Source organism: Pseudomonas sp. WS 5503, from assembly GCF_012985385.1.
GTDB lineage: Bacteria > Pseudomonadota > Gammaproteobacteria > Pseudomonadales > Pseudomonadaceae > Aquipseudomonas > Aquipseudomonas paracarnis.
This window is the reverse complement of record NZ_JAAQWI010000004.1, coordinates 93280-117971: the sequence shown is the minus strand read 5'-3', so window position 1 is coordinate 117971 and position 24692 is coordinate 93280. Positions and strand designations below refer to the sequence as shown.

The following is a 24692-nucleotide window of genomic DNA, read 5'->3' as shown; positions in this document are numbered from 1 at the left end:
CTAATCTGACGAAGCTTGTTCGATTGGCCTCCCGGAGGGCACCTGCGGGCGTTTTGCTGGCACCTTGGAGCGCCAATGCCCTTCCAGACTGATAGCGGCGACACTTGCCAGCACGATCACCGCGCCCAGCATCACCTGCAGGGTGACGTGTTCGCCAAGCAGCGTGGCGGCCATCAGCATGGCAACCGGTGGAATCAGGTACATCGCCACCGACGCACGACTGACCTCGACGTGCTTCAACACGTAACCCCAGGCCAGATAGGCCAAGGCACTGGGAAAAATGCCCAGCACCAGCACGGCAAGATTCTCCACCATCGGTGCCTGCACGATGGCGACGGGCAGGCCCGGCAGGTTCACGCACAGCATCAGGGTGCCGGACCACACCATGTAGCACGCCATCGTCAACGGGCTGTAGCGATGGGCGTAATGTCGCTGAATGGCGAAGTACACACTCCATGAGCAGGCCGCCAACAAGATCAGCAAACCCCGTGGGTTGATATCGCCTATGCCCCGGTCGCCCCAGATCACCACCACTACGCCGGCCAACCCCAACAGCACGCAGCCCCAGCGCCAGGCGCTGACCTGCTCCTTCAAGCACAAAAACGCAATCAACACACTGAACAACGGCGCCGACTGTGCCAACACACTCGACGCTGCCGCCGTCACCCATTGCTGCCCGTAATTGAGACTGGTGTGGTGCAGGAACACCCCGAAAAAGCCCAGCACCAACAACCACGGCAGGTCGCGCAATGGTGGCCGTCCAATTCCCAACACCGAGGCCACGCCGCCCATGAATATCGACGCGATCAAAAACCGCAGCAGCGCCAATTGGCCGGGGCTGTAACTGTGCAGCCCCATGTGCACGCCGATGGGGGAATACGCCCAACAGAGGATGACGCTGGCAATGACTAGCGTAAGCTTCAGAGGTGACGGAGTATTCATCGACAGCATCCACGCAAAAGGAATGCTGCCAGTCTTGGCCCAGGCAAGGCATAGGACAATTAAGCGTTTCTGACTTCTGAAATCATTGGAACTGAGCAATGGAACTGGCCCAACTGAAAATGGTGCGAGCCGTGGCGCAAACCGGCAGCGTGGCCCAGGCTGCGCTGCAATTGCACTGCGTGCCGTCCAATATCACCACGCGCATCAAGCAGCTGGAAAGCGAGTTGGGCACACCGCTGTTTATCCGTGCTGGCCGAGGGCTGGCGATCAGCGCCGCGGGAGAGATCTTCCTGGATTACTGCGAACGTATCCTGGCCTTGGTGGATGAATCCAAACGCGCCGTGGATGCCAGCGCCATTCCCCGTGGCACCTTGCGCATCGGTGCGGTGGAATCCAGCGCCAGCGGGCGCTTGCCGCCGCTACTGGCGGAATACCACCGGCGTTATCCGGATGTCAGCCTGGAACTGGTCACCGGTGCCTGGGCGCAACTGCTGGACGACCTGCAGCACCACCGCCTGGATGTGGCGCTGGTGGCTGCCGGCGGCAAACGCACGAAGCTGGAACAGAGCGTGGTCTACAGCGAGCGCCTGGTGCTGATCGCCAGCGCGTGCAGCGCACCTATCAACAGTGCCGAGGACCTGGCCGGCCGAACCCTGCTGGTGTGGCCGCCGGGCTGCCCTTATCGCGCCGCCCTGGAAAACTGGCTCAAGCCCCATGACATCAAGCCAACAATCGCCAGCTACGCCAGTTGGGGCACGATCATCGGATGCGTGAGCGCGGGGATTGGCGTGGCGTTGGCACCCGAGGGGATCCTGGCGCGCTATGAACAGGCCAATCAGCTGGCATCGTATCGCTTTGAAGCACTGGCGCCCGTGGACAACCTGTTGTTCTGGCACACGGACACCCAGCGGCACCTGGCGCGAGATGCGTTTGCCGGGCTACTGCGCGAGACCTTTGGCTGACACAGTCCTAAATGTGCGACGAAAATCGCCCTGATACCAAGTAGGAGCGAGCTTGCTCGCGAAAAACTCACAAGCGCCGCGTTTATTCAGGAGGCACGCGTTATCGTTGACGTTTTTCGCGAGCAAGCTCGCTCCTACAATTCAGGGCTTCGGCGCAGCCAACCGTGCGTACTGGCCCTGGCTGATCCAGCCCGTGAACGAACGGTCGTCAGCGTTGATGAACTCCACCTGCGCCCAACCGTCCTTGAACGCCAGTACGCCCACCACGTCATGCTTGACGATGTAGGGCCGCTTTGCCGCTTTGGCGCCCGGCGTTTTCAGCAAGTAAGCCTTGTCGGCAGACACCGTCACCAAGCCTATCCATTGTTTGCTGGCCGTCTGGCTCAGCTCCAGGCCGGTGGCGATTTCCGGCATCAGCACATTGATGCAGCCGGGGTGTTGACGGCCCTGCGCCACGGTCAGGGTCACCCCGTCGGACGCCGCTGCCACACTGCCTGGGTAGGCAGCGTCCAGCCAGGTGGTGAGCGCTTCGGGTTTGCCTTGCAAGTAGAACGTGCAACCACGGGCCACACCCTCGCCCATCGACTCCTGGTAGAAACCCTCCACCTGATGCCCCGGCGTCACCGCCAGCATCAGCCCTTCATATTTGCCTGAATGCAACGCCGCCGAGCCGGCCAACGCAGGCGCCACGGCGCACCACGACAACACTCCCATCGCCAGATAACGAATCATCTTATTTCTTCCCTTCAAAGGCTTCGTAGGCTTGTTTCATCAGGACGTCATAGTTGCCGTAATCATCGCCGTTATAGTTTCGGGCCATGGCGGTAAAATCCTTGTTTTTCATGGCACTCAATAATGCCGAGTTGTGGCTGCAAAGGCTGAGATAGGCTTTGAGTTGGTTACCGGCATTGATCTTTAATGACGCCACGAACTCAAACACCGTCTTGAATCCGCACGCAGCAAAATTGAACCCCATGATTTGAAACATGCCCCAGGAGGCCGACATCAAGGCGGCTTCCTGGTCCAGCGCAAAGGCAGTGGCCATGGTCTCCCAGGCCTTGACCTGATCCTTATTGTTCGTCTGCCATTGCGGGCCGGCTTTTTTCTTGTAGATATACGACAGCAACGGCTGCGACTGGTCGTAGATGTGCTTGGTGTACTTGCGAAAGTGGTGCCCTTCAAAAGCGATGATCGGCAACTTGGCGGGCCCGAACCCCACCTTCCCGCCCGACTCCACCGTGGCGAACGCCTTGACCACATTCACCGAAATGCCGTTGCCCAATTGCTTGGCGGCGTTCTGGAAATCCGTGTCGCTCAATGTCGTCCCGCCATCGCAGGTGGACTGCATCATCAACTGCCGGTTACGCCGCTCGGCCTCGATCACCGCACGCACGCGGTCCAGGTACACATTGACCGTGGCCTGTACCGCATCGACGTTGTTATTGCCGAAAATGTTGAGAAACGTCGGAATGCGCGTATTGGGAAAAGCCCGCACCGGTACCTTCAGCGCCTCTTCGATCAGACTGTTGAACGTCCGCCCGGTGGGGTCGATCACGCCATCGGGATGGGCGTACTTGAGATGGCGAAACTGATACTGGCTGATGCATTGCACCAACTGGCCGTCGCACTTGCCGTTTTCCAGCAAGGCAAATCCCATCTTGGGAATGATCAAATTGAATAAATACTGGATGCACTGAACATCGGCGGGCAAGTTGCGGGCTTTGCCGGGCGTCCCTACCGACGCGCTGATAAGACGAGGCAACCCTTGCAGGCTTTTCATGACAGACATCCTTGTGAGTGAAAGAAGTGATAGCACTTCAATATCAAATCCACGCCCTTGTCATATTCTGAAACAAGTGGCCGGCGCAAGCTAACAAGGCGGTCTGCGGATTGTCCAGAGGACGTTATAAAAGTTGTGAAACAGCCGGATTAAATCCGTCAGTAACCGTGGGATTCACGGGTCTTTTGATACTTGTGGTAGTCGAGCCACTCGACCACATCGTAGGGCAGGTACAACTGCACCCTGGCCCGTGAAATCGCGATATACACCGCACAGAGTCGTTGATCGAACGCGTAGGCGTCCTGGAACTTCACATTGGTCAACAATTCCGGGGTGAGCAGTACCCGGTCGAACTCCATGCCGCCCGCATCCTGCGCCAGCATCAACAGGACGCGCTCGTCCGGATGGCCAATCAACCTGTTCAAACGCGTGACATCCGCCACGTTAAAGCCTTTTTCCAGCTCGGCCTCGACCCACAGAAACGCCTCATCGAACTGGCAGGCTTCGCGCACCTGCTTCCAATCGGCCATGTCGCTGAAAAACGCATGGGGGCCGAGGTCATTGAACTCATTGCTATAGAAATCGGGTTTAAACAACGCGATGACCGTGTCCATGAAATGCTTGAGCGACTGCTGGGCCTCTTTGCTCGCGAGGCCGAACGCACAGCGGGCGTGGCTCAACTGGATCGCCCACTGCATGGTGTCCCAATGGGAAGCGGTCAACACCACGCAACCTTGCGGGGGCACGAAACCCTGAGGATAAAACTCAATGCCGACATCGGCATCGCGGGCGCCCTCGAAAAGCGATTTGCTTTTTTCCGAGTGCAAGCTGATCAACGGGTTGACCAGGCGCTCGACATTGCGCCCGGAACGCACGGAGTAGCACACGTCGGTATGGCGAACCTCACGGGCACGCTTGACCACGCCGCCACTGGCCTGCTGATACTCATCCCCCAAAGTGATCAGCACCTGGCGGCCGCGCTCGATGATTTGCAACAGCGGCGCCGGGATGTCCTGGCTCTCATCGATGAGCACGTGGGTATAGCGCTCGGGCACCACGCAGCCTGCAAGGCTGGCGCGCTTGATCATCAACAAGGCTTCAAACCCGGTATGCCGGCCCCAGGCCGGGTTCGCCTCAAGGTAGCCCCACAACCGGCTGGCATATTCGAGCAGCACCCTGGCATCGACGCCGCCGAGCGGTTGCTTGAAATGCGGCAAATGCTGGGCCGACAAGCTGTACTCCCAGGAGCGGCAGTAGGCCTCAAGCACCTTGAGGCACACCTCCACCACCGCTTGCCCTTCCAGGCGGCGGAAACCAAAGATATTCAGTTCTTGAGCGAGCGCCTGCTTGGTCGGCACCCTCACCGGCGTATTCAGCGGCTTTGGCCTCGGGCCATGCAATAGAGCATGGGCGAAGTCCTGGAAGGTATGCCCGGCCTTACGCTCCCGCGCTCCCACCATGCGCGCACGCAGGGTTTCGAGTTTTGCCGGGGTGCGTGCCAGCAGCAAGGTCTTTTCCGGGCGCAGGTGCTCCAGCAAGGCCACCAGCAGGTGACTCTTGCCAATGCCTGCATAGCCTTGAACATGCAGGTCTTCGTTCAGGTTGGCGCGGAAGGTTCTGAGCAGCTTGTCTTGCTCAGCGCTCAACCAGCGCTCGCGATGCCTGGGCGTGATCACCTGCTGGCTGAACGGATCATTGGCCTTGAGGTGGCGGACTTTATACTCGACGTCCCATTTGCCACTGGGCAACAGATAGTCCCGAGCCTGTACTTCCTCCTCCAGCAGAAAGCGCAGCTTCAGGCTTTTGACCACATTGAGGCCGAAGTACAGCTTCCTCTGATCGAACAGCCGCTGCGCTTCAGAGAGCAGGGACACACTGGCCGAATGGCTGGCATCGACTGCCCAGTCAACCAGTTTGGTCAACACTTTTTCAGCACCATTGGCGCTCAGCTCGCTTTCCGGCACCTGCGCCAGGTTCTGGATCACCAGCACCGCCGCCAATTCGGGCTCACTCAGGGCTACAAGCGCATCGAAACCCTCGCCGCCCAACAAACCCGCACAGGTGTGCTCGGTGATCGGCAAGAATACGGGGCTGGATAAGTCGAAATGTTCCGAGTGCATAGAGCCTCGTAGCCTGGGGAAGAGACGCTTGGGAGTATGCCACTAGACGCGAAATGACCGTCATGCACTGTGCAGGAAGCATCACAGATGACTGGCTGAAAATAACTTGAGTTTTAGAAGGGACTGCAGGAGGGAGCGTTATGGAGGCAACCCCACCAGCCACACCCCGGCACACAATGTTCCCGCTGTGGCTGCTGCCTTCCGGCTCTGACCAGGTTCACGGGTAATCGTTGCGGGGGGACCGATGGGGTCACCATAACGACGCTGCCTCTCGGCAAGCCGCGCCATTGTACCCATCTCATCGGAAGTTACAACCGTTGGTTCCGGATTAAAAAATGAGAAGGCTCAAGCACTTGCCATAACCCCATCGGCCCTGCCGCCCTCTTCCTGGATGACCAGGTGAATAAAGTGCAGCTTGGCAATCACCGCGGGCGGCAGCACGAAGGGGTAGAAATCCGGCTGGCCCATGGCGCGGGACAGTTCGTTGAGCATGCCGGCCAGTTCGATCCAGGCATTGACGAAGCAGAGGAATGCCGGGCCGCCAGGGTGTTGAGGGTCGTAGAGCGTGGTCAGGGGGAATGGCTGGTAATCCAGGTCCATCTCGCGGGCGCTCATACCAAAGCCCAGGGCCGTGTCCACGGCGTCCATCATGTGCAGGTAGTGAGCCCAGGTTTCGGCCCAATCTTCCCAGGGGTGCATGGTGGCGTAGGCGCTCACGCAGGTGAGTTGCCAGTCCGGGCGCGGGCCGTTCTGATAGTGCCGGTCGAGGGCCTCGGCATAACTGGCGCGTTCGTCGCCGAACAGGTTGCGAAAAGGTGTAAGCCAATGACTGTTGGCAATCAGGCGGTCCCAGTAGTAATGGCCGACCTCATGGCGAAAATGGCCAAGCAAGGTGCGGTACGGCTCGCGCATCTGTACGCGGACTTTTTCGCGGTGGGCGTCGTCGGCTTCCTTGATGTCCAGGGTGATCAGCCCATTGGCGTGGCCGGTGGTGGGCGCGTTGCCTTCCAGGTCGATACCGATGAAGTCGAAGGCCAGGCCAGCCTCTTCGTCAACGCTTTTGGGCACCACTTGCAGGCCTAGACTGATCAGTTGCGCCACCAAGCGGCGCTTGGCGGTTTCAACCTTGCGCCAGCGTTCGGGGTTTTCCGGAACCGAGAGGTCAGGAATGGTGCGGTTCAGGCTACAGGCCACGCACAACGGCGCGGTGCTGTGGGCAGGAATCAGCCAGTTGCAGGCAGCGGGTGAATCGAGGTTTGCACAGCGCCGGAATGCGCCGGCATCGAGATTATCGTCCGCCAGCCAAGTACCGACCGCCGGCCCAGGTTGCAAGGACGACAGGCGGCTTTGCTGCGGCTGGTAACCCAATGCCGCCTGGCAGGCCAGGCACTGGCTGTTGCGAAAGAACAGCGACTGGCCACACCGGCATTGCCACACCTTGCTGTTGCGCGAGGTTTCGGCCATGAACGGAGCGGCGATGCGCGTGCTGAGTTGCTCGAAGTAGCGGAACATGGCGATCTCTCCCTGGGTGACAGAGACTAGATCATTTCTCGCTCGGGATCGTTCAACTGCTCCCTGTAGGAGCGAGCTTGCTCGCGAAGATCGTTAACGATAACGCAGGCTGCCTGGTTCACAGCGGCGCCCTCCGGTTCTTCGCGAGCAAGCTCGCTCCTACAGTGTTGAGAGATCGTTCCCACGCTCCGCGTGGGAATGCCGCCTTGGACGCTCTGCGTCTGCGCGAAGGCCGTGACGCGGAGTGTCACAGGATGCGTTCCCACGCGGAGCGTGGGGACGATCAATCAGACGGTGATGTTGTGCTTGGCCAGGAAGGCGACGAAGGCCTCTTCGTCCAGTACTTTCAGGCCCAGCTCATTGGCCTTGGCCAGTTTCGAGCCAGCGCCCGGTCCCGCCACCACACAGTGGGTTTTCGCCGAAACGGAACCGGCCACCTTGGCCCCCAGGCTTTCGAGCTTGTCCTTGGCCACATCGCGGCTCATCAGCTCCAGGGAGCCCGTGAGTACCCAGGTGTGCCCGGCTTCGGGCAAGCCTTCAACGACCTTTTTCTCGCTCTGCCAATGCATACCAAAGTCCTTGAGCTGCTGCTCGATGGCCAAGGCATGGCTGGCGTTGTCGGCATTATCGAAAAAGTCCCGCACAGCCTTGGCTTGCTTCTCGGGCAGCGCCTGGCGCATATCGAGCCAGTCAGCCTTGATTACGCCTTCCAGCGAACCGAACTTGTCCGCGAGTTTCTGCGCAGCACCTGGCCCCACCGACGGCACGTGCAGCTTGTCGAGCAAACCGCCCAAGGTGGTGCTCGCGGCGAATTCCGCGCTGAGTTCGCCCTGCTCCTGCAATTGCAAACCGCATTCGTCCGGTGACAATAGCGCGCCAATCACCTGCTGGTTGTGCCCGTCTTCAAAGAAGCTATGGATCTCATGGGCCACTTCCAGACCTACATCCGGCAAGTACGTCAGCACCTCTGGCAACGCCTTTTGAACGCGCTCCAGGGACGCCAGCGAGCGCGCCAGGACCTTGGCCGTCTCCTCGCCCACATCGGGAATGCCCAAGGCGTAGATAAAGCGTGCCAGGGTCGGGGTCTTGCTGTTTTCGATGGCGCTGATCAGCTTCTTGCTGGAGATATCGGCAAAGCCTTCCAGGTCGATGATCTGTTCATATTTGAGCTTGTAGAGATCGGCCGGCGAACCAATGAGCTGTTCATCCACCAGTTGCTCGATGGTCTTGTCGCCCAGGCCGTCGATGTCCATGGCCCGGCGCGAGACAAAATGAATGATTGCCTGCTTGAGTTGCGCACCGCAAGCCAGGCGCCCGACGCAACGGTACACCGCGCCTTCGCTGACGGTTTCCTTGCCCTTGCTACGCTTGACCAGTTGCGTGCGCTCCACATGGGAACCGCACACCGGGCAATTTTGCGGGATCTGCACGGCGCGGGCGTTTTCCGGGCGGCGCTCGGTGACCACCGAGACCACCTGCGGAATCACATCACCGGCGCGGCGGATGATCACGGTGTCGCCAATCATCAGCCCCAGGCGTGCCACTTCGTCCATGTTATGCAGGGTGGCATTGGACACGGTCACGCCGGCCACCTTGACCGGCTTGAGGCGCGCCACCGGCGTGACCGCACCGGTACGACCGACCTGGAACTCCACGTCGAGCAGCTCGGTGAGTTCTTCCATGGCCGGGAATTTGTGCGCGATCGCCCAGCGCGGCTCGCGGGCACGGAAGCCTAGTTCACGCTGGTAGGCAATGCTGTTGACCTTGAACACCACGCCGTCGATTTCATAGCCCAGCGCATTGCGGCGCTCGCCGATGTCGCGGTAGTAGTCCAGACATTCCTGGATACCCTTGGCCAGCTTCAATTCGTGGCTGATCGGCATACCCCACTTCTGCAACTGCTTGAGGTTGCCGATATGGGTGTCGCTGATATCCGCGGTCACCTGGCCGATGCCATAGCAGCAGAATTCCAGCGGGCGACTGGCGGTGATCTTCGAATCCAGTTGGCGCAGGCTGCCCGCCGCGGCGTTGCGCGGGTTGGCGAAGGTCTTGCCGCCCACTTCCAGTTGCGAGGCGTTCAACCGCTCGAAACCGGCCTTGGACATGAACACTTCACCGCGCACTTCCAGGGTGGCTGGCCAGCCCGTGCCGTGCAGTTTCAGGGGGATATTGCGCACGGTGCGCACATTGACGCTGATGTCCTCGCCAGTGGTGCCGTCGCCCCGGGTGGCACCGCGCACCAGCTCGCCATCCTGGTACAGCAGGCTGACCGCCAGGCCATCCAGCTTCGGCTCGCAGCTGTATTCCACCGCCGCGCCAGCGCCAAATAGATCGCCCACCGGCAGATCAAGGCCCTCGGTGACCCGGCGATCAAACTCCAGCATGGTGGTTTCATCGAAGGCGTTGCCCAGGCTGAGCATCGGGATCTCGTGTTTGACCTGGGTGAACGCCGACAATGCCGCACTGCCGACCCGCTGCGTCGGTGAGTCACGCGTCACCAGTTCCGGGTGCTCGGCCTCCAGGGCCTTGAGCTCGTGGAACAGGCGGTCGTATTCGGCGTCCGGAATGCTCGGCTCGTCGAGGACGTGGTAGCGATAGTTGTGCTGATCCAGCTCAGCGCGCAGTTCGAGGATGCGGGTTTGGGCGGCGGTCATGGGTGTTCTCTCATAAAGCAAAAGAGCAGCCGAAGCTGCTCAATATGTTAGTGCACGGATTCTACAGACAACGCTTAAGATCGATCCTCAGCGTTTCTGTGTCAGGGCGCGACGCTCGAACTCGACGATGCGCTGACGGTAGTGTTCGATGGTCTGGGCGGTGAGCACGCTGCGCTGGTCGTCCTTGAGCTCGCCGTTGAGCTCCTGGGACAGCTTGCGGGCAGCGGCCACCATCACGTCGAACGCTTGTTTCGGGTGACGCGGGCCTGGCAGGCCAAGGAAGAAACTCACCGCCGGGGTGCTGAACAGGTCGATATCGTCCAGATCGAACGTGCCCGGCTTGACCGCGTTGGCCATGGAGAACAGCACTTCGCCGTTACCGGCCATGCTTTCGTGACGATGGAAGATATCCATCTCGCCAAAACGCAGGCCACTTTCGAGGATGTTCTGCAAGAGTGCCGGGCCTTTGAAACCGCCGGCGTCGCGGCAGATCACGCTGATGACCAGCACTTCTTCGGCAGCCGGCTGATCGTTGACCGATTGGCGCGCCGCACTCTTGGCGGACGCCTCGTCCGGGAAATCGTCATCGCGGCTGCTGAAGCTCGGGCCATCATCAACGTCGAGGTTCAGGTCGCCCTGGTGCGGCTCGGCAACCGCCGCGCCACCGCGCTTGCCACGCTTGGACGACGGCTCGCGGGCTTCACGCAGCGGGGCGCTCATCGACGGCAGGTCGTGCTCATCCAGTTGCGGCTCTTTATGGGTATCCAGCACACGGGGCGGCCCCAGCAGCTCGGCGGCGCCGTCGTCGTCAGGCAAGTTGGACAGGTTTCGGTCCAGCCGGAACTTGAGCTTGCCCTTGCCACCGCGCATGCGGCGCCAGCCATCAAAAAGAATACCGGCAATGACAATAATGCCGATGACGATCAGCCACTCGCGCAGACCGATTTCCATGTAATCCCGTGCCTCTAATAAAAAATGCTGAAAAATAAGGGGTTTAGCACCGTGCAAACCGCTTTAAAACGTGGCGCCAACTCTATGTTCTGACTGACGTTTTGCCCACGCACACGAAAAATTGACATTAAACTAGCACGACCAAAGATAACTTTACACCGTCTGTCAAAATGCCTTGAACAAATATGTCCATTTGCCACTTTCCCCAGGCCGGTAAATCGCCCTACAGCGTGCTGTAAATTCTCTCTCCCGGCGTGGCTCAGGATTCCACCATCGCCATCGCCTCTTCCACATCCACCGCTACCAATCGCGAACATCCAGGCTCATGCATCGTCACCCCCATCAACTGGTCGGCCATTTCCATGGCGATCTTGTTGTGGGTGATATAGATGAACTGCACGGTCTGGGACATCTCTTTGACCAACCGAGCGTAGCGTCCAACGTTAGCGTCATCCAGCGGCGCGTCAACTTCGTCGAGCATGCAGAACGGCGCCGGGTTCAACTTGAAGATGGCAAATACCAGGGCCAATGCGGTCAGGGCTTTTTCGCCGCCAGACAATAAATGGATGGTGCTGTTCTTCTTGCCCGGAGGCCGCGCCATGATCGTTACCCCTGTATCGAGTAGATCTTCGCCCGTCAGTTCCAAGTAGGCGCTGCCACCACCGAAAACTTTTGGGAATAACGCCTGTAAACCGCCATTAATCTGATCAAAGGTATCTTTGAAGCGGTTGCGGGTTTCCTTGTCGATCTTGCGGATCACGTTTTCCAGGGTGTCCAGGGCTTCAACCAGATCGGCGTCCTGGGCATCCAGATAACGTTTACGCTCGGACTGCTGCTGGTACTCATCGATAGCGGCGAGGTTGATCGCGCCCAGGCGTTGAATACGTGCGGCAATCCGTTCAAGTTCTTCTTCGGCGTCTTTCTCGTTGGCCTGGGCGGTCAGGGTGTTGAGCACGCCGTGCAGGTCATAGCCGTCTTCCAGCAATTGGTCTTGCAAGGTCTTGCGGCGCACGGTGAGGGCTTGCCATTCCATACGCTGTTGTTCGAGCTGGCCGCGGATCAACTGCGATTGCTGCTCGGCCATGGTGCGACGCTTTTCGGCGTCGCGCAGTTCACGGTCGGCGTCTTCCAGGGCGATCTGGGCGGTCTTGAGTTCGACATCGACGGTCATGCGCTTGTCGAGCAATTCCTCAAGCTTGAGGCGCAGCTCTTCCAGCGGCGCCTCGCCCTCCTCCAGGTTGAGGCTAAGTTGCTCGCGCTTTTCGGTCAGGCGTTCGGACTGCATCTCCAGGCGCTCAAGGGCCTGGCGCGTGGAATCATGCTGGGCGCGCAACGAGCCCAGGCGTACGGCCAACTGATGGGCGTGATCCTTGTGCTGCCGGGCTTCCTGGCGCACGCGGTCAAGGCGCTCGCGCAGGCTGTCGCGCTGGGCCAGCAGCAACTCGCGCTGTTCGGTGTCCATGGCCATGCTGTCGAGGGCCTCCTGCAAGTGCAGGCGCGCTTCACCGATCTGTTCATGTTCCAGGGCGCGCTGTTCGCCCATCTCGGCCACTTCTTCGTCAAGACGGGTGCGGCGCAGGGTCAATTGCTCCACCTTGGCTCTGCTCGCGGAAAGTTGGGCTTTCAACTCGCCTTGCTGGCGCGCTTCGTCCTGCAACAGCCGACGCAGGTGTTCGCGGCCGGTTTCCTGCTGGCGCTGAGTAGCGCGCAGGGTTTGCAGTTCGGTTTCCAGGCTTTCCAGTGTGGCTTCGCGTTCTTCACGCTCGGCGCTCAGGTTGACGATTTCCTGGCCACGGGCCAATACGCCACTTTCCGCCTCACTGGCGCGGCGCACGCGCAGGAAGTGGCGGCCGACCCAATAACCATCGCGGCTGATCAAGCTTTCGCCGGCCGCCAATTGGCCGCGTTGGGCCAAGGCTTGCTCAAGGGTCTCCACGGGCCTGACCTGGCCCAGCCATGGCGACAGATCCATCGCCGCCTCGACCTTGTCCAGCAAGCTGCCCGGCACCCGTGCACCCTCGGGCGCCGGGCTGAGCAGGCGCAAATCGCCCTGGGCAAACCCGGCCAGGTCGAAACCCGCAAAATCATCCACCAGCACCGCTTGCAGATCGGCACCCAACACGGTTTCCACCGCCAGTTCCCAGCCGGCTTCGACTTTCAAGCCTTCAGCCAGGCGCGGGCGCTCGGCCAAATGCTGGTCGCGCAGCCATTCGGCGGTGCCGGTGCCGGGGTCGAGCGCGGCCTGCTGCAAGGCTTCCAACGAAGCCAACCGACCATTGAGCCGCTGCAAGTCGCCCTGGGCTTGCTGCTGCGCCTGGGTCGCGGTGTGCAATTGCTGGCGCAGTTGCTCCAGGCGCTCCACTTGCTGTTCTTCGCTGGCCTCCAGCTCTTCCAGGGTCATTTCGCTTTCGGCCAGTTGTTCGCTCAGCGCCATGATCGCCGCGTCTTCCGGATCGGCAGCGAGCAATACGCGCTCCTCCTGCAACCGACGCTGGCGCTCGGCCAGGCGTTCCATGCTGGTTTCCAACTGCTGGATGCGCGACTGCTGCACCTCGGCCTGGCGGCGTGGCTCGGCGGATCGCAGGTTGAAGGCGTCCCACTGTTCCTGCCAGCCGTGCATGGTGGCTTCGGATTCTTCCAGGGCGGCGGCGGCTTCTTCGGCGGCGGCGCTGGTGATTTCCTGCTCGGGGGTGAGCATGTCCAGCTCTTCGCCCAGGGTCAGCAGCAAGGTACGGTCATGGCCCAGGTGCGATTCGGTTTCCAGGCGTGCGCGTTCGGCTTCCTTCAAGTCATCCTGCAACTGGCGCAAACGCTGCTGGCCGTGCTGGATACTCTGCTCGACCCGGGCAATGTCACCGCCCACCGAATAGAAGCGGCCTTGCACCAGATTGAAGCGTTCGGACAACTCATGGTGACCGTCACGCAGGCGCTCAATGCTGGCGTCGGCATTACGCTGCTCGGCCACCAATGCTTCAAAACTGACTTCCTGGGTGCCAATAATCGCTTCGCGCTGGCCCACCTGGTCATTCAATGCTTGCCAGCGCAGGGCCGACAATTGCGCCTTGAGCTGGCGCTCTTCACCCTTGTATTCCTGATACTTCTCGGCGGCCTGGGCCTGGCGGTGCAGGCGTTCGAGCTGGCGCTCCAGCTCTTCGCGCAGGTCGGTCAGCCGGGCGAGGTTTTCGTGGGTGCGGCGGATACGGTTTTCAGTCTCGCGGCGGCGCTCCTTGTATTTGGAGATGCCAGCCGCTTCTTCGATAAAGTTGCGCAGGTCTTCGGGCTTGGCTTCGATCAGCTTGGAGATCATGCCCTGCTCGATGATCGAGTAGCTGCGCGGGCCCAGGCCAGTGCCAAGGAAGATATCGGTGATATCGCGACGGCGACACTTGGTGCCGTTGAGGAAGTAACTGTTCTGGCTGTCGCGGGTGACTTTACGACGGATGGAAATTTCCGCGTAGGCTGCGTATTCGCCGATCAGGGTGCCGTCGGAATTATCGAATACCAGTTCGATACTGGCCTGGCTCACCGGCTTGCGGCTGGTGGAGCCGTTGAAGATGACGTCGGTCATCGACTCGCCGCGCAGGTTTTTCGCCGAGCTCTCGCCCATCACCCAGCGCACGGCGTCGATGATGTTCGACTTGCCGCAGCCATTGGGCCCCACCACCGCCGCCATGTTGCTGGGGAAGTTGACGGTGGTCGGGTCGACGAAGGATTTGAACCCCGCCAACTTGATGCACTTGAGCCGCACGCTTAGGCGTCCGCCAAGGCTGCGATGACCAGCGAACTGCTGCGCTGGCAATAGGCAGTGAGCACCAGGCGAATCTGCACCAGGTCACGGGCCAGTACTGCGGCGAGCAATTGCTCGAACAGCGCCAGGAACTCGCTCATGGACGCCTTGCGCTGATCCAGCGCCAGGTAATAGGCGCGGTTCATCGCCGGTTGCAGGTTTTCGACGGTTTCCTGCAAATACGGGTTGTTGGCGAAGGGGTACGCAGCGCGCATCACATTGAAGCTTTCTTCGACGAAAGCGCGGATGTCCTCGCGCTCCAGGCTCAGCTGCAGGCGTTGCTGGATCTGCAGAAACGGCGCCATGTCGGCCTGGGTCTGCCAGCCTTCGGCAACCGCATTGCCGAGCAGGATGTACATCTCGCCCATCAACGTACACAGGCTCTGCACCTTGTGCGCGGTGAGTTCGGTGACGTGGGCGCCACGGCGCGGCAGGATCGCAATCAGATGGCGGCGCTCAAGGATCAGCAAAGCTTCGCGCACGGAACCACGGCTGACGTTGAGCGCCAGAGTGACTTTCTGTTCCTGGATTCGCTCCCCAGGCATGAGATCGCCGCGAATGATACGTTCGGCGAGGTGGTGAGCAATTTGCTCGGCGAGACTGTCCGGCGCCTTGAACGTCATGTTTTCCCTTCGAAATCTGCTATCGGTACAAGCGCGGCAGTGTAGCGCATTGGCCCGCTGATGGCGCTACGCCCACCTTGGCGAATTTGGCACGAAATAAGCAACGTTGAAAGCCTGTAAGCCGCCAAAAACGCCGGTTCCAGAAGACTGGACCATAATTGAAAGTGTTGTGATCGTATTTTCTTGACCCTTAGGTCAGAAAACCATTGACCGAAAAGTCAGACATGACTAGATTCGGCGCAAAGCGGTTAACAACAATAATGAGTCTGCGAGGCCTTCCGTGATCCAGTTTTTACTTAACCAGGAACTCCGTAGCGAGCACGCCCTGGACCCCAACCTGACCGTGCTCAACTATCTGCGCGAGCATGTGGGCAAATCCGGTACCAAGGAAGGCTGCGCCAGCGGCGACTGTGGCGCGTGCACCGTGGTGGTCGGCGAGTTGCACACCGACGAGCGAGGCGCCGAGCAGATTCGTTATCGCAGCCTCAATTCCTGCCTGACGTTCGTGTCGTCACTGCACGGCAAACAACTGATCAGCGTCGAAGACCTCAAGCACCAGGGCCAACTGCACAGCGTGCAACAGGCCATGGTCGAGTGCCACGGTTCGCAGTGCGGCTTTTGTACCCCAGGTTTCGTGATGTCGCTGTTTGCCCTGCAAAAGAACAGCGATGCCCCCGACAGCCAGAAAGCCCATGAAGCCCTGGCGGGCAACCTGTGTCGTTGCACCGGTTATCGCCCGATCCTCGCCGCCGCCGAACAGGCCTGCTGCAACAAACCCCAGGATCAATTCGACAGCCGCCAGGCTGAAACCATCGCCCGCCTCAAGGCCATCGCGCCGACGCAAACCGGTGAACTCAACAGCGGTGACAAGCGCTGCCTGGTGCCACTGACCGTCGCCGACCTGGCCGACCTCTATGACGCCTACCCGCAAGCCCGCCTGCTGGCCGGCGGCACTGACCTGGCGCTGGAGGTCACCCAGTTCCACCGCACCCTGCCGGTGATGATCTACGTCGGCAACATTGAAGCCATGAAGCGCATCGAGCAGTTCGACGACCGCCTGGAAATCGGCGCGGCCACCGCCCTCTCCGACTGCTACGCCGCGCTGCACCACGAATACCCGGACTTCGGCGAACTGCTGCAGCGCTTCGCCTCCCTGCAAATCCGCAACCAGGGCACCCTGGGCGGCAATATTGGCAACGCTTCGCCCATTGGTGATTCGCCGCCGCTGCTGATTGCCCTGGGCGCACAGATCGTGCTGTGCAAAGGCAACACCCGCCGCACCCTGGCGCTGGAAGACTACTTCATCGACTACCGCGTCACCGCGCGCCAGGACAGCGAGTTCATCGAGACCATCATCGTGCCCAAGGGCCACACGCTGTTCCGGGCCTACAAGGTGTCCAAGCGCCTGGACGACGATATTTCCGCGGTGTGCGCAGCGTTCAACCTGAACATCGACAACGGTGTGATCAGCGCGGCACGCGTTGCCTTCGGAGGCATGGCCGCCACACCAAAACGCGCAAAAAATTGCGAGGCCGCGTTGGTGGGCGCCATCTGGAACTTGGCCACGGTCGAGAAAGCCTGCGCCGCCCTGGCACAGGACTTCACCCCACTCTCGGACTTCCGCGCCAGCAAGGAATATCGCCTGCTCAGCGCGCAAAACCTGCTGCGCAAATACTTCATCGAACTGCAAACGCCGCACATCGAGACTCGGGTGACCGCTTATGTCTAACCATCACGCCGTGGTAAAAACCGAGGCTGAACTCGCCGCACTCTTTGCCCAGGACCTCACCACCGGGGTAGGTCGCAGCGTCAAGCATGACAGCGCCGCCAAGCACGTCAGCGGTGAAGCGCAGTACATCGACGACCGCCTGGAATTTCCCAACCAGTTGCACCTGTATGCGCGCATGTCCGACCGCGCCCATGCCCGGATCATCAGCATCGACACCGCGCCCTGCTACGCCTTCGACGGCGTACGCATTGCCATCACCCATGAAGACGTACCGGGACTGAAAGACATTGGCCCGTTGATGCCCGGCGACCCGCTGCTGGCCATCGACACCGTGCAGTTCGTGGGCCAGGTGGTACTGGCCGTGGCCGCCCGCGACCTGGAGACCGCACGCAAGGCGGCGATGGCGGCGGTGATCGAATATGAAGACCTGGAACCGGTACTGGATGTGGTCGAGGCGTTTCGCAACAAGCACTTCGTGCTCGACAGCCACACCCACCAGCGCGGCGATTCGGCCACTGCGCTGGCAAGCGCCAAGCACCGTATCCAGGGCACCTTGCATATCGGTGGCCAGGAGCACTTTTATCTGGAAACCCAGATCTCTTCGGTGATGCCCACCGAAGACGGCGGCATGATCGTCTACTGTTCCACGCAAAACCCCACCGAAGTGCAGAAGCTGGTGGCCGAAGTGCTGGATGTGTCGATGAACAAGATCGTGGTCGACATGCGCCGCATGGGCGGTGGCTTTGGCGGCAAGGAAACCCAGGCCGCCAGCCCGGCATGCCTGTGCGCCGTGGTGGCGCGCCTCACTGGCCAGCCGACCAAGATGCGCCTGCCACGGGTCGAAGACATGCTGATGACCGGCAAGCGCCACCCCTTCTATATCGAATACGACGTGGGGTTTGACGACAACGGCCGACTGCACGGCATCAACCTGGAGCTGGCGGGTAACTGCGGTTGTTCGCCGGACCTGTCCAACTCGATTGTCGACCGCGCCATGTTCCACGCCGACAACTCGTATTACCTGGGCGACGCCACGGTCAATGGCCATCGCTGCAAGACCAACACGGCCTCCAACACGGCCTATCGCGGCTTCGGCGGCCCCCAAGGCATGGTCGCCATCGAGGAAGTGATGGACGCCATTGCGCGCCATCTGGGCCAAGACCCGTTGGCGGTGCGCAAGGCCAACTACTACGGCAAGACCGAACGCAACGTCACCCACTACTACCAGACCGTCGAGCACAACATGCTCGAAGAAATGACCGCCGAACTGGAAGCCAGCAGCCAATATGCCGAGCGCCGCGAAGCGATCCGCCTCTACAACGCCCACAGCCCGATCCTGAAAAAAGGCCTGGCGCTGACCCCGGTGAAATTCGGTATTTCGTTCACCGCCAGCTTCCTCAACCAGGCCGGCGCGCTGATCCATATCTACACCGATGGCAGCATCCACCTGAACCACGGCGGCACCGAGATGGGCCAGGGCTTGAATACCAAGGTCGCGCAAGTCGTGGCCGAGGTATTCCAGGTAGAAATCGACCGCGTCCAGATCACCGCCACCAACACCGACAAGGTACCCAACACCTCGCCCACCGCTGCCTCCAGCGGCGCCGACCTGAACGGCAAGGCCGCGCAGAATGCGGCCGAAACCATCAAGCAGCGCCTGGTGGAGTTTGCGGCGCGCAAGTACGACGTAAGCGAGGCGGACGTGGAGTTTCGCAACGGCCATGTGCGCGTGCGCGAGCAGATCCTGAGCTTCGAGGCGTTGATCCAGCAGGCGTATTTCGCCCAGGTATCGCTCTCCAGCACAGGTTTCTACAAAACCCCGAAAATCTTCTACGACCGCAGCCAGTCACGCGGGCGGCCGTTCTACTACTACGCGTTCGGCGCGGCCTGCTGCGAAGTGATCGTCGACACCCTGACCGGCGAATACAAAATGCTGCGCACCGACATCCTGCATGACGTGGGCGCCTCGCTGAACCCGGCCATCGACATCGGCCAGGTGGAAGGCGGCTTCATCCAGGGCATGGGCTGGCTGACCATGGAAGAGCTGGTGTGGAACAACAAGGGCAAGCTGATGACCAACGGCCCGGCAAGCTACAAGATCCCCGCAGTGGCCGACATGCCGCTGGACTTGCGGGTGAAGCTGGTAGAGAACCGCAAGAACCCGGAGGACACGGTGTTCCATTCCAAGGCCGTGGGCGAGCCGCCGTTCATGCTCGGGATTGCCTCGTGGTGTGCAATCAAGGATGCGGTGGCGAGCTTGGCTGACTATCGCCAGCAGCCCAGGATCGATGCGCCGGCCACGCCCGAGCGGGTGTTGTGGGGGTGTGAACAGATGCGGCAGTTGCGGGCGCTAAAGGCTGTTGATCGTTCCCACGCTCCGCGTGGGAATGCCGCCCTGGACGCTGTGCGTCCGCTCTAGTGACGCTGAGCGTCACGGTATGCATTCCCACGCGGAGCGTGGGAACGATCTGACTGGAGGTAGACATGGACAACTGGATCAGCGCCCTCGCCACCCTGCAAAACCAGGGCGAACCCTGCGTGCTCGTCACCATCATCGAAGAACTCGGCTCAACCCCGCGCAACGCCGGTTCCAAGATGGTCATCAGCGCCGCGCACACCTTCGACACCATCGGCGGCGGGCACCTGGAATACAAGGCGATGCAGATCGCCCGGGACATGCTGGTGCGCGGCCAGCAGAACACCCATCTGGAGCGCTTCAGCCTCGGCGCCAGCCTGGGCCAGTGCTGCGGCGGCGTGACCGTGCTGCTGTTCGAACCCATGGGCCAGGCGCAAGCGCACATCGCCGTGTTTGGCGCCGGCCACGTCGGCCGTGCGTTGGTACCATTGCTGGCGAGTCTGCCCTGCCGGGTGCGCTGGATCGATTCCCGCGAGCAGGAATTCCCGCAGCACATCCCCGAAGGCGTGCGTAAAATTGTCAGCGAAGAGCCGGTCGACGAAATTGCCGACCTGCCTGCAGGCAGCTACTGCATCGTCATGACCCACAACCACGCGCTGGACCTGGAACTGACCGCCGCCCTGCTCAAGCGCAACGACTTCGCCTACTTCGGCCTGATCGGCTCGAAAACCAAGCGGGTCAAATTCGAACACCGCCTGCGTGATCGCGGCTTTGACGCCGCGCAGTTGCAACGCATGCGTTGCCCCATGGGCCTCCCCGAGGTCAAGGGCAAGCTTCCGGTGGAGATCGCCATCTCCATCGCCGGCGAAATCATCGCCACCTATAACGCCAATTTCGGCCAGCATCTTGCCGGCGCCGAACCTATTGCCAAACTGCTGCCGGCTTCGCGCCGCAGCCACGCTATCTGAATTGAGACGATCATGCCTTTGACTCGCAAAGCCTACCGTGCCGCCATCCTGCACAGCATCGCCGACCCTGCCATCGTGGGGATCGAAGCCTCTTATGAATATTTCGAGGACGGCCTGCTGGTGATCGACAACGGCCAGATCAGTGCCCTCGGGCACGCCAGCGACCTGCTGCCGAGCCTGCCCGCCGATATCGACATCACCCATTACCAGGACGCGCTGATCACCCCTGGCTTGATCGACACCCATATCCACCTGCCGCAGACCGGTATGGTCGGCGCCTATGGCGAGCAGTTGCTGGACTGGCTCAACACCTACACCTTCCCCTGTGAAAGCCAGTTTGCCGACAAGGCTCACGCCGAAGAAGTCGCCGATATCTTCATCAAGGAACTGCTGCGCAACGGCACCACCACAGCGCTGGTGTTCGGCAGCGTGCACCCGCAATCGGTGAATGCATTCTTTGAAGCGGCCGAGAAACTCGACCTGCGCATGATCGCCGGCAAGGTGATGATGGACCGCAACGCGCCGGACTACCTCACCGACACCGCCGAATCCGGCTACCAGGAAAGCAAGGCGCTGATCGAGCGCTGGCACGGCAAGGGGCGCCTGCATTACGCGGTGACGCCACGCTTCGCCCCTACGAGCACGCCGGAGCAACTGACGCTGGCCGGTCAGCTGCTGGGCGAGTACCCGGATTTGTACATGCAGACCCACATCAGCGAGAACAAGCAGGAAATCGAGTGGGTCAATGAGCTGTTCCCGGAGCGCAACGGCTACCTGGATGTCTACGACCACTACAAGCTGCTCGGCGAGCGCTCGGTGTTTGCCCACGGCGTACACCTGTGCGACGACGAATGCGCACGGCTGGCAGAGACCGGCTCGGCGGTGGCGTTCTGCCCGACTTCGAACTTCTTCCTCGGTAGTGGGTTGTTCAACCTGCCGATGGCCGAGAAACACAACTTGAACGTGGGCCTGGGCACCGACGTGGGCGGCGGCACCAGCTTCTCGCTGCTGCAAACCCTGAACGAAGCCTACAAGGTCATGCAACTGCAAGGTGCGCGGCTGAGCCCGTTCAAGTCGCTGTACCTGGCGACCCTGGGCGGCGCTCGAGCGCTGCGCCTGGAAGACAAGATCGGCACGTTGCAACCAGGCACCGATGCAGACTTCCTGGTGTTGGATTACAACGCCACGCCGCTGCTGAGCTATCGCCTGAAACAGGCCAATAACATTGCCGAGACGTTGTTTGTGCTGATGACGTTGGGGGATGACCGGACGGTGTTGCAGACCTATGCAGCCGGGCAACTGGTGCACCAGCGCTGATTCAAGCTACATACAACCAATGTGGGAGCTGGCTTGCCTGCGATAACATCACCGCGGTGTAACTGATACACCGCGGCGCCTGCATCGCGGGCAAGCCCGGCTCCCACACAAGCCTGCTCCCACATTTGATTGGGTTTACAACTTTACAGACGAGCGCCCAGGTTTTTTAGTCTGTAAAAGATGCGAAAACACCGCATGCAAATCATCCGACGCACTCTCTTCATCGAGGTTGAGCTTGCTGTCGATGTGATCCATGTGATGCATCATCAAGTTCACCGCCAACGTCGCATCCCGGGCTTCGATCGCGTCGATCAACTGGGTGTGCTCATCGTAGGAACAGTGCGAGCGGTTGCCGCTTTCGTACTGGGCGATGATCAATGACGTCTGGGACACCAGGCTGCGCTGGAAGCTGATCAGCGGCGCGTTCTTCGCGGCTTCGGCCAGTTTCAAATGGAATTCGCCAGAGAGACGGATACCGGCGCCGCGATCACCGCGCGAGAAGCTGTCGCGCTCGTCGTTGACCATCTGGCGCAACTCGGCCAACTGCTCGGCCGTGGCGTGCTGCACCGCCAACTCCGTGATCGCCCGCTCCACCAGGCGCCGTGCCATGAACACCTGGCGCGCTTCTTCGACGCTTGGGCTGGCAACCACCGCACCGCGATTGGGCCGCAGCAGTACCACGCTTTCATGGGCCAGGCGCGACAGCGCACGGCGAATGATGGTGCGGCTCACGCCGAAGATCTCGCCCAGTGCCTCTTCACTCAATTTGGTTCCGGGCGCCAGGCGTTGTTCAAGGATCGCCTCGAAGATATGCGCATAGACGATATCGTCCTGGGTTCCGCTGCGACCGGCCTTGCCGGCTCGCGGTTGTTTCTTGAGAGGTTGCAACTGTTCGTTCATGGGCACTCGGGTTTGAGAACGGCGAATTAACGGTAATACGGCAACAGCGTGTCGCTGGCAAGTATCACCTAAAAACAGCGCACATTGTACACAACCCATTGCGCCAACACACTGTACGGCTGTTTGCGGCCTCGGCTGTATTGCAATGACTCGTTACGTTTGAGTTTAGGCTTGATTCCACGATTTCCCATGAACGACATCCCACTGTAGGAGCGAGCTTGCTCGCGAAGATCCCAAGGGCGCCGCGTTTAATCTGATTGCCCGCGTTATCGTTGGCGATTTTCGCGAGCAAGCTCGCTCCTACAGCGTGCGGAGTCAGGTAAAAAGGAACACCTCTCCATGACCGACGCCACCCAAGCGCCCTTGCGCCCGCTGGCCGACACTTCTGCGTCGGCCGTCGTCGCCGGCTTTATCGCCATGATGACCGGCTACACCAGCTCCCTGGTGCTGATGTTCCAGGCCGGCCAGGCCGCCGGCTTGACCGCCGCGCAGATTTCTTCGTGGATCTGGGCGATTTCCATCGGCATGGCGGTGTGCAGCATCGGCCTGTCCCTGCGCTATCGCACACCGATCACCATCGCCTGGTCCACCCCTGGCGCGGCGCTGCTGATCACCAGCCTGGGCGGCGTGAGCTATGGCGAGGCCATCGGTGCCTACATCACCTGCGCGGTACTGGTGACGCTCTGCGGGTTGACCGGCAGCTTTGAGAAACTGGTCAAGCGGATTCCGGCGTCACTGGCGGCGGCGTTGCTGGCGGGGATCCTGTTCAAGATCGGCAGCGAGATTTTCGTCGCCGCCCAGCATCGTACCGGGCTGGTGCTGGGGATGTTCTTCACCTACCTGATCATCAAGCGCCTGTCGCCGCGTTATGCCGTGCTGGCCGCCTTGCTCATCGGTACCGCCTTGTCAGGGCTGATGGGGCTGCTGGATTTCAGCGGTTTTCATCTGGAGGTGGCGACGCCTGTTTGGACGACGCCGCACTTCTCGCTGGCGGCGACCATCAGCATCGGCATTCCGCTGTTCGTGGTGGCCATGACCTCGCAGAACATGCCCGGCGTAGCCGTGCTGCGAGCCGACGGCTACACCGTGCCGGCTTCGCCGTTGATCACCATCACCGGCCTGGCGTCATTGGTGCTGGCACCGTTCGGCTCCCACGGCATCAACCTGGCCGCGATCAGCGCCGCGATCTGCACCGGGCCGCACGCCCATGAAGACCGCAACAAGCGCTACACCGCTGCGGTGTGGTGTGGGGTGTTCTATGGGATTGCCGGGGTATTCGGCGCCACGCTGGCAGCACTGTTCGCAGCCCTGCCCAAGGAACTGGTGCTGTCGATTGCGGCGTTGGCGTTGTTTGGCTCGATCATCAATGGCTTGAGCATCGCCATGAATGAGCCGAAGGAACGGGAAGCGGCGCTGATTACCTTTATGGTCACGGCGTCAGGCTTGACGTTGTTTTCCATCGGTTCGGCGTTCTGGGGGATTGTGGCGGGGGTGTTGACGCTGCTGATTCTGAATTGGCGCAAGGCATAAAAAAACGGCGACCCTCAGGTCGCCGTTTTTTTCAGTATCACTTAGCCGCGTTGATCGGCTTTTCCGGATACCACACGTCCAGCAACGGGCTGACTTCAGCCTTGGTCAGCTCGGAACGGGTTTTCAGCCAGGCTTCGACCGCAGCACGCTGCTCTTCGGAGACCGAGCCACGCTTTTGCAGGCAAACCAGACCGTAGTCATCGCCGCCGACATAGCCCAGGCCATTGGCTTCCATGGCTTCTTTGATGAATGCTTCGAGGAAAGCGTCGATAGCTTCTTCACTCAGGCCTTCGTTGAAGTCCAGGTTCAGTTCGAAACCCAGCTCTTGAAATTCATCAACGCACAGTTTTTTGCGCAGACGCTGGGAACGGTTAGTCGCCATTGGAACAATCCTCATAAGTATTAACGGGCGGCACTTTAGCAGTTTAAGGCGGCAATTGCCCGACTCTCTGGGACCGACGGGCAAATGCGCGCAAAAAAACCGCGATTAGCAGCTATCGTTCAGCTACAAGCAGCGCCAGCTTGGGGCATAATGCCGACACTTTCGTGACCAATGAGGGA

17 protein-coding genes, 1 other RNA gene and 1 pseudogene are annotated in these 24692 nt (G+C 60.6%); 7 read left to right on the top strand and 12 right to left on the bottom strand.

Annotation, left to right across the window (positions count from 1 at the left end):
• Entirely contained in the window at positions 1-942 is a 942-nt protein-coding gene (locus HBO10_RS12390; protein WP_034128389.1) for a DMT family transporter, read from the bottom strand.
• Positions 943-1040: 98 nt separating this feature from the next.
• On the opposite strand from HBO10_RS12390, the gene HBO10_RS12385 reads away from it, so the two are divergent.
• Positions 1041-1904 carry a LysR substrate-binding domain-containing protein gene (locus HBO10_RS12385; protein ID WP_034128388.1) on the top strand — a complete coding sequence of 288 codons (864 nt, stop codon included), beginning with the start codon at positions 1041-1043 and terminating at the stop codon, positions 1902-1904.
• 141 nt (positions 1905-2045) lie between these two features.
• On the opposite strand, the gene HBO10_RS12380 is transcribed toward HBO10_RS12385, so the two are convergent.
• From HBO10_RS12380 to HBO10_RS12360, 5 genes are all read right to left on the bottom strand, one after another.
• A complete protein-coding gene (locus tag HBO10_RS12380; protein ID WP_034128387.1) occupies positions 2046-2636 on the bottom strand; it encodes a hypothetical protein in 591 nt (196 codons plus the stop codon).
• Between the two features lies 1 nt (position 2637).
• Positions 2638-3684 (bottom strand): N-acetylmuramidase family protein, encoded by a 1047-nt coding sequence (locus HBO10_RS12375; protein WP_034128386.1) that lies wholly within the window; start codon positions 3682-3684, stop codon positions 2638-2640.
• Between the two features lie 158 nt (positions 3685-3842).
• Complete coding sequence (locus HBO10_RS12370; RefSeq protein WP_169921998.1) at positions 3843-5804, bottom strand: hypothetical protein; 1962 nt, start codon at positions 5802-5804, stop codon at positions 3843-3845.
• Positions 5805-5954: 150 nt separating this feature from the next.
• Positions 5955-6051, bottom strand: an RNA gene (ffs, locus tag HBO10_RS12365) — signal recognition particle sRNA small type.
• Between the two features lie 98 nt (positions 6052-6149).
• A complete protein-coding gene (locus HBO10_RS12360; RefSeq protein WP_034128384.1) occupies positions 6150-7316 on the bottom strand; it encodes a putative zinc-binding metallopeptidase in 1167 nt (388 codons plus the stop codon).
• Between the two features lie 47 nt (positions 7317-7363).
• Here HBO10_RS12360 and HBO10_RS31300 point away from each other — a divergent pair.
• A pseudogene (locus HBO10_RS31300) lies at positions 7364-7483 on the top strand (outer membrane lipoprotein carrier protein LolA); the annotation flags it as partial.
• A gap of 120 nt (positions 7484-7603) precedes the next feature.
• Here the strand turns inward: HBO10_RS31300 and ligA are convergent.
• The 4 genes from ligA to HBO10_RS12340 all read right to left on the bottom strand — a co-directional run bounded on the left by ligA (position 7604) and on the right by HBO10_RS12340 (position 15331).
• Positions 7604-9970 carry an NAD-dependent DNA ligase LigA gene (gene ligA / locus HBO10_RS12355; RefSeq protein ID WP_034128382.1) on the bottom strand — a complete coding sequence of 789 codons (2367 nt, stop codon included), beginning with the start codon at positions 9968-9970 and terminating at the stop codon, positions 7604-7606.
• Between the two features lie 87 nt (positions 9971-10057).
• On the bottom strand, positions 10058-10921 hold the full coding sequence (gene zipA, locus HBO10_RS12350; RefSeq protein WP_034128381.1) for a cell division protein ZipA: 864 nt from the start codon (positions 10919-10921) through the stop codon (positions 10058-10060).
• Between the two features lie 259 nt (positions 10922-11180).
• A complete protein-coding gene (gene smc, locus HBO10_RS12345; RefSeq protein WP_034128380.1) occupies positions 11181-14669 on the bottom strand; it encodes a chromosome segregation protein SMC in 3489 nt (1162 codons plus the stop codon).
• Between the two features lie 2 nt (positions 14670-14671).
• Entirely contained in the window at positions 14672-15331 is a 660-nt protein-coding gene (locus HBO10_RS12340; RefSeq protein ID WP_034128379.1) for a GntR family transcriptional regulator, read from the bottom strand.
• Between the two features lie 280 nt (positions 15332-15611).
• Between HBO10_RS12340 and xdhA the strand changes: the two genes are divergently transcribed.
• The 4 genes from xdhA to guaD all read left to right on the top strand — a co-directional run bounded on the left by xdhA (position 15612) and on the right by guaD (position 21701).
• Positions 15612-17060 (top strand): xanthine dehydrogenase small subunit, encoded by a 1449-nt coding sequence (xdhA, locus tag HBO10_RS12335; protein WP_034128378.1) that lies wholly within the window; start codon positions 15612-15614, stop codon positions 17058-17060.
• On the top strand, positions 17053-19479 hold the full coding sequence (gene xdhB, locus HBO10_RS12330) for a xanthine dehydrogenase molybdopterin binding subunit (RefSeq protein WP_034128377.1): 2427 nt from the start codon (positions 17053-17055) through the stop codon (positions 19477-19479). Before xdhA ends, xdhB begins: the two co-directional genes overlap by 8 nt.
• 65 nt (positions 19480-19544) lie before the next feature.
• Positions 19545-20384, top strand: coding sequence for a xanthine dehydrogenase accessory protein XdhC (xdhC, locus tag HBO10_RS12325; protein ID WP_034128376.1), 840 nt, complete (start codon positions 19545-19547; stop codon positions 20382-20384).
• 12 nt (positions 20385-20396) lie between these two features.
• The gene (gene guaD, locus HBO10_RS12320; protein ID WP_034128375.1) at positions 20397-21701 is read left to right on the top strand and encodes a guanine deaminase; all 1305 of its coding nucleotides are present in this window, start codon (positions 20397-20399) and stop codon (positions 21699-21701) included.
• Positions 21702-21836: 135 nt separating this feature from the next.
• Here guaD and HBO10_RS12315 read toward each other — a convergent pair whose 3' ends face one another.
• Positions 21837-22601, bottom strand: a complete 765-nt coding sequence (locus HBO10_RS12315; protein WP_014719469.1) for a GntR family transcriptional regulator — start codon at positions 22599-22601, stop codon at positions 21837-21839.
• Between the two features lie 339 nt (positions 22602-22940).
• Between HBO10_RS12315 and HBO10_RS12310 the strand changes: the two genes are divergently transcribed.
• Positions 22941-24131 carry a benzoate/H(+) symporter BenE family transporter gene (locus tag HBO10_RS12310; RefSeq protein ID WP_034128374.1) on the top strand — a complete coding sequence of 397 codons (1191 nt, stop codon included), beginning with the start codon at positions 22941-22943 and terminating at the stop codon, positions 24129-24131.
• A 37-nt stretch (positions 24132-24168) separates the two neighbouring features.
• On the opposite strand, the gene HBO10_RS12305 is transcribed toward HBO10_RS12310, so the two are convergent.
• Entirely contained in the window at positions 24169-24513 is a 345-nt protein-coding gene (locus HBO10_RS12305; RefSeq protein WP_003193255.1) for a YggL family protein, read from the bottom strand.
• Between the last annotated feature and the right edge of the window lie 179 nt (positions 24514-24692).

Coding starts and splice junctions, on each gene's coding strand:
- xdhB (WP_034128377.1), top strand. CDS start 17,053: ATGTCTAACCATCACGCCGTGGTAAAAACCGAGGCTGAACTCGCCGCA.
- HBO10_RS12310 (WP_034128374.1), top strand. CDS start 22,941: ATGACCGACGCCACCCAAGCGCCCTTGCGCCCGCTGGCCGACACTTCT.
- xdhC (WP_034128376.1), top strand. CDS start 19,545: ATGGACAACTGGATCAGCGCCCTCGCCACCCTGCAAAACCAGGGCGAA.
- HBO10_RS12305 (WP_003193255.1), bottom strand. CDS start 24,513: ATGGCGACTAACCGTTCCCAGCGTCTGCGCAAAAAACTGTGCGTTGAT.
- HBO10_RS12370 (WP_169921998.1), bottom strand. CDS start 5,804: ATGCACTCGGAACATTTCGACTTATCCAGCCCCGTATTCTTGCCGATC.
- HBO10_RS12380 (WP_034128387.1), bottom strand. CDS start 2,636: ATGATTCGTTATCTGGCGATGGGAGTGTTGTCGTGGTGCGCCGTGGCG.
- HBO10_RS12385 (WP_034128388.1), top strand. CDS start 1,041: ATGGAACTGGCCCAACTGAAAATGGTGCGAGCCGTGGCGCAAACCGGC.
- HBO10_RS12360 (WP_034128384.1), bottom strand. CDS start 7,316: ATGTTCCGCTACTTCGAGCAACTCAGCACGCGCATCGCCGCTCCGTTC.
- ligA (WP_034128382.1), bottom strand. CDS start 9,970: ATGACCGCCGCCCAAACCCGCATCCTCGAACTGCGCGCTGAGCTGGAT.
- guaD (WP_034128375.1), top strand. CDS start 20,397: ATGCCTTTGACTCGCAAAGCCTACCGTGCCGCCATCCTGCACAGCATC.
- HBO10_RS12315 (WP_014719469.1), bottom strand. CDS start 22,601: ATGAACGAACAGTTGCAACCTCTCAAGAAACAACCGCGAGCCGGCAAG.
- HBO10_RS12390 (WP_034128389.1), bottom strand. CDS start 942: ATGAATACTCCGTCACCTCTGAAGCTTACGCTAGTCATTGCCAGCGTC.
- HBO10_RS12340 (WP_034128379.1), bottom strand. CDS start 15,331: ATGACGTTCAAGGCGCCGGACAGTCTCGCCGAGCAAATTGCTCACCAC.
- HBO10_RS12375 (WP_034128386.1), bottom strand. CDS start 3,684: ATGAAAAGCCTGCAAGGGTTGCCTCGTCTTATCAGCGCGTCGGTAGGG.
- zipA (WP_034128381.1), bottom strand. CDS start 10,921: ATGGAAATCGGTCTGCGCGAGTGGCTGATCGTCATCGGCATTATTGTC.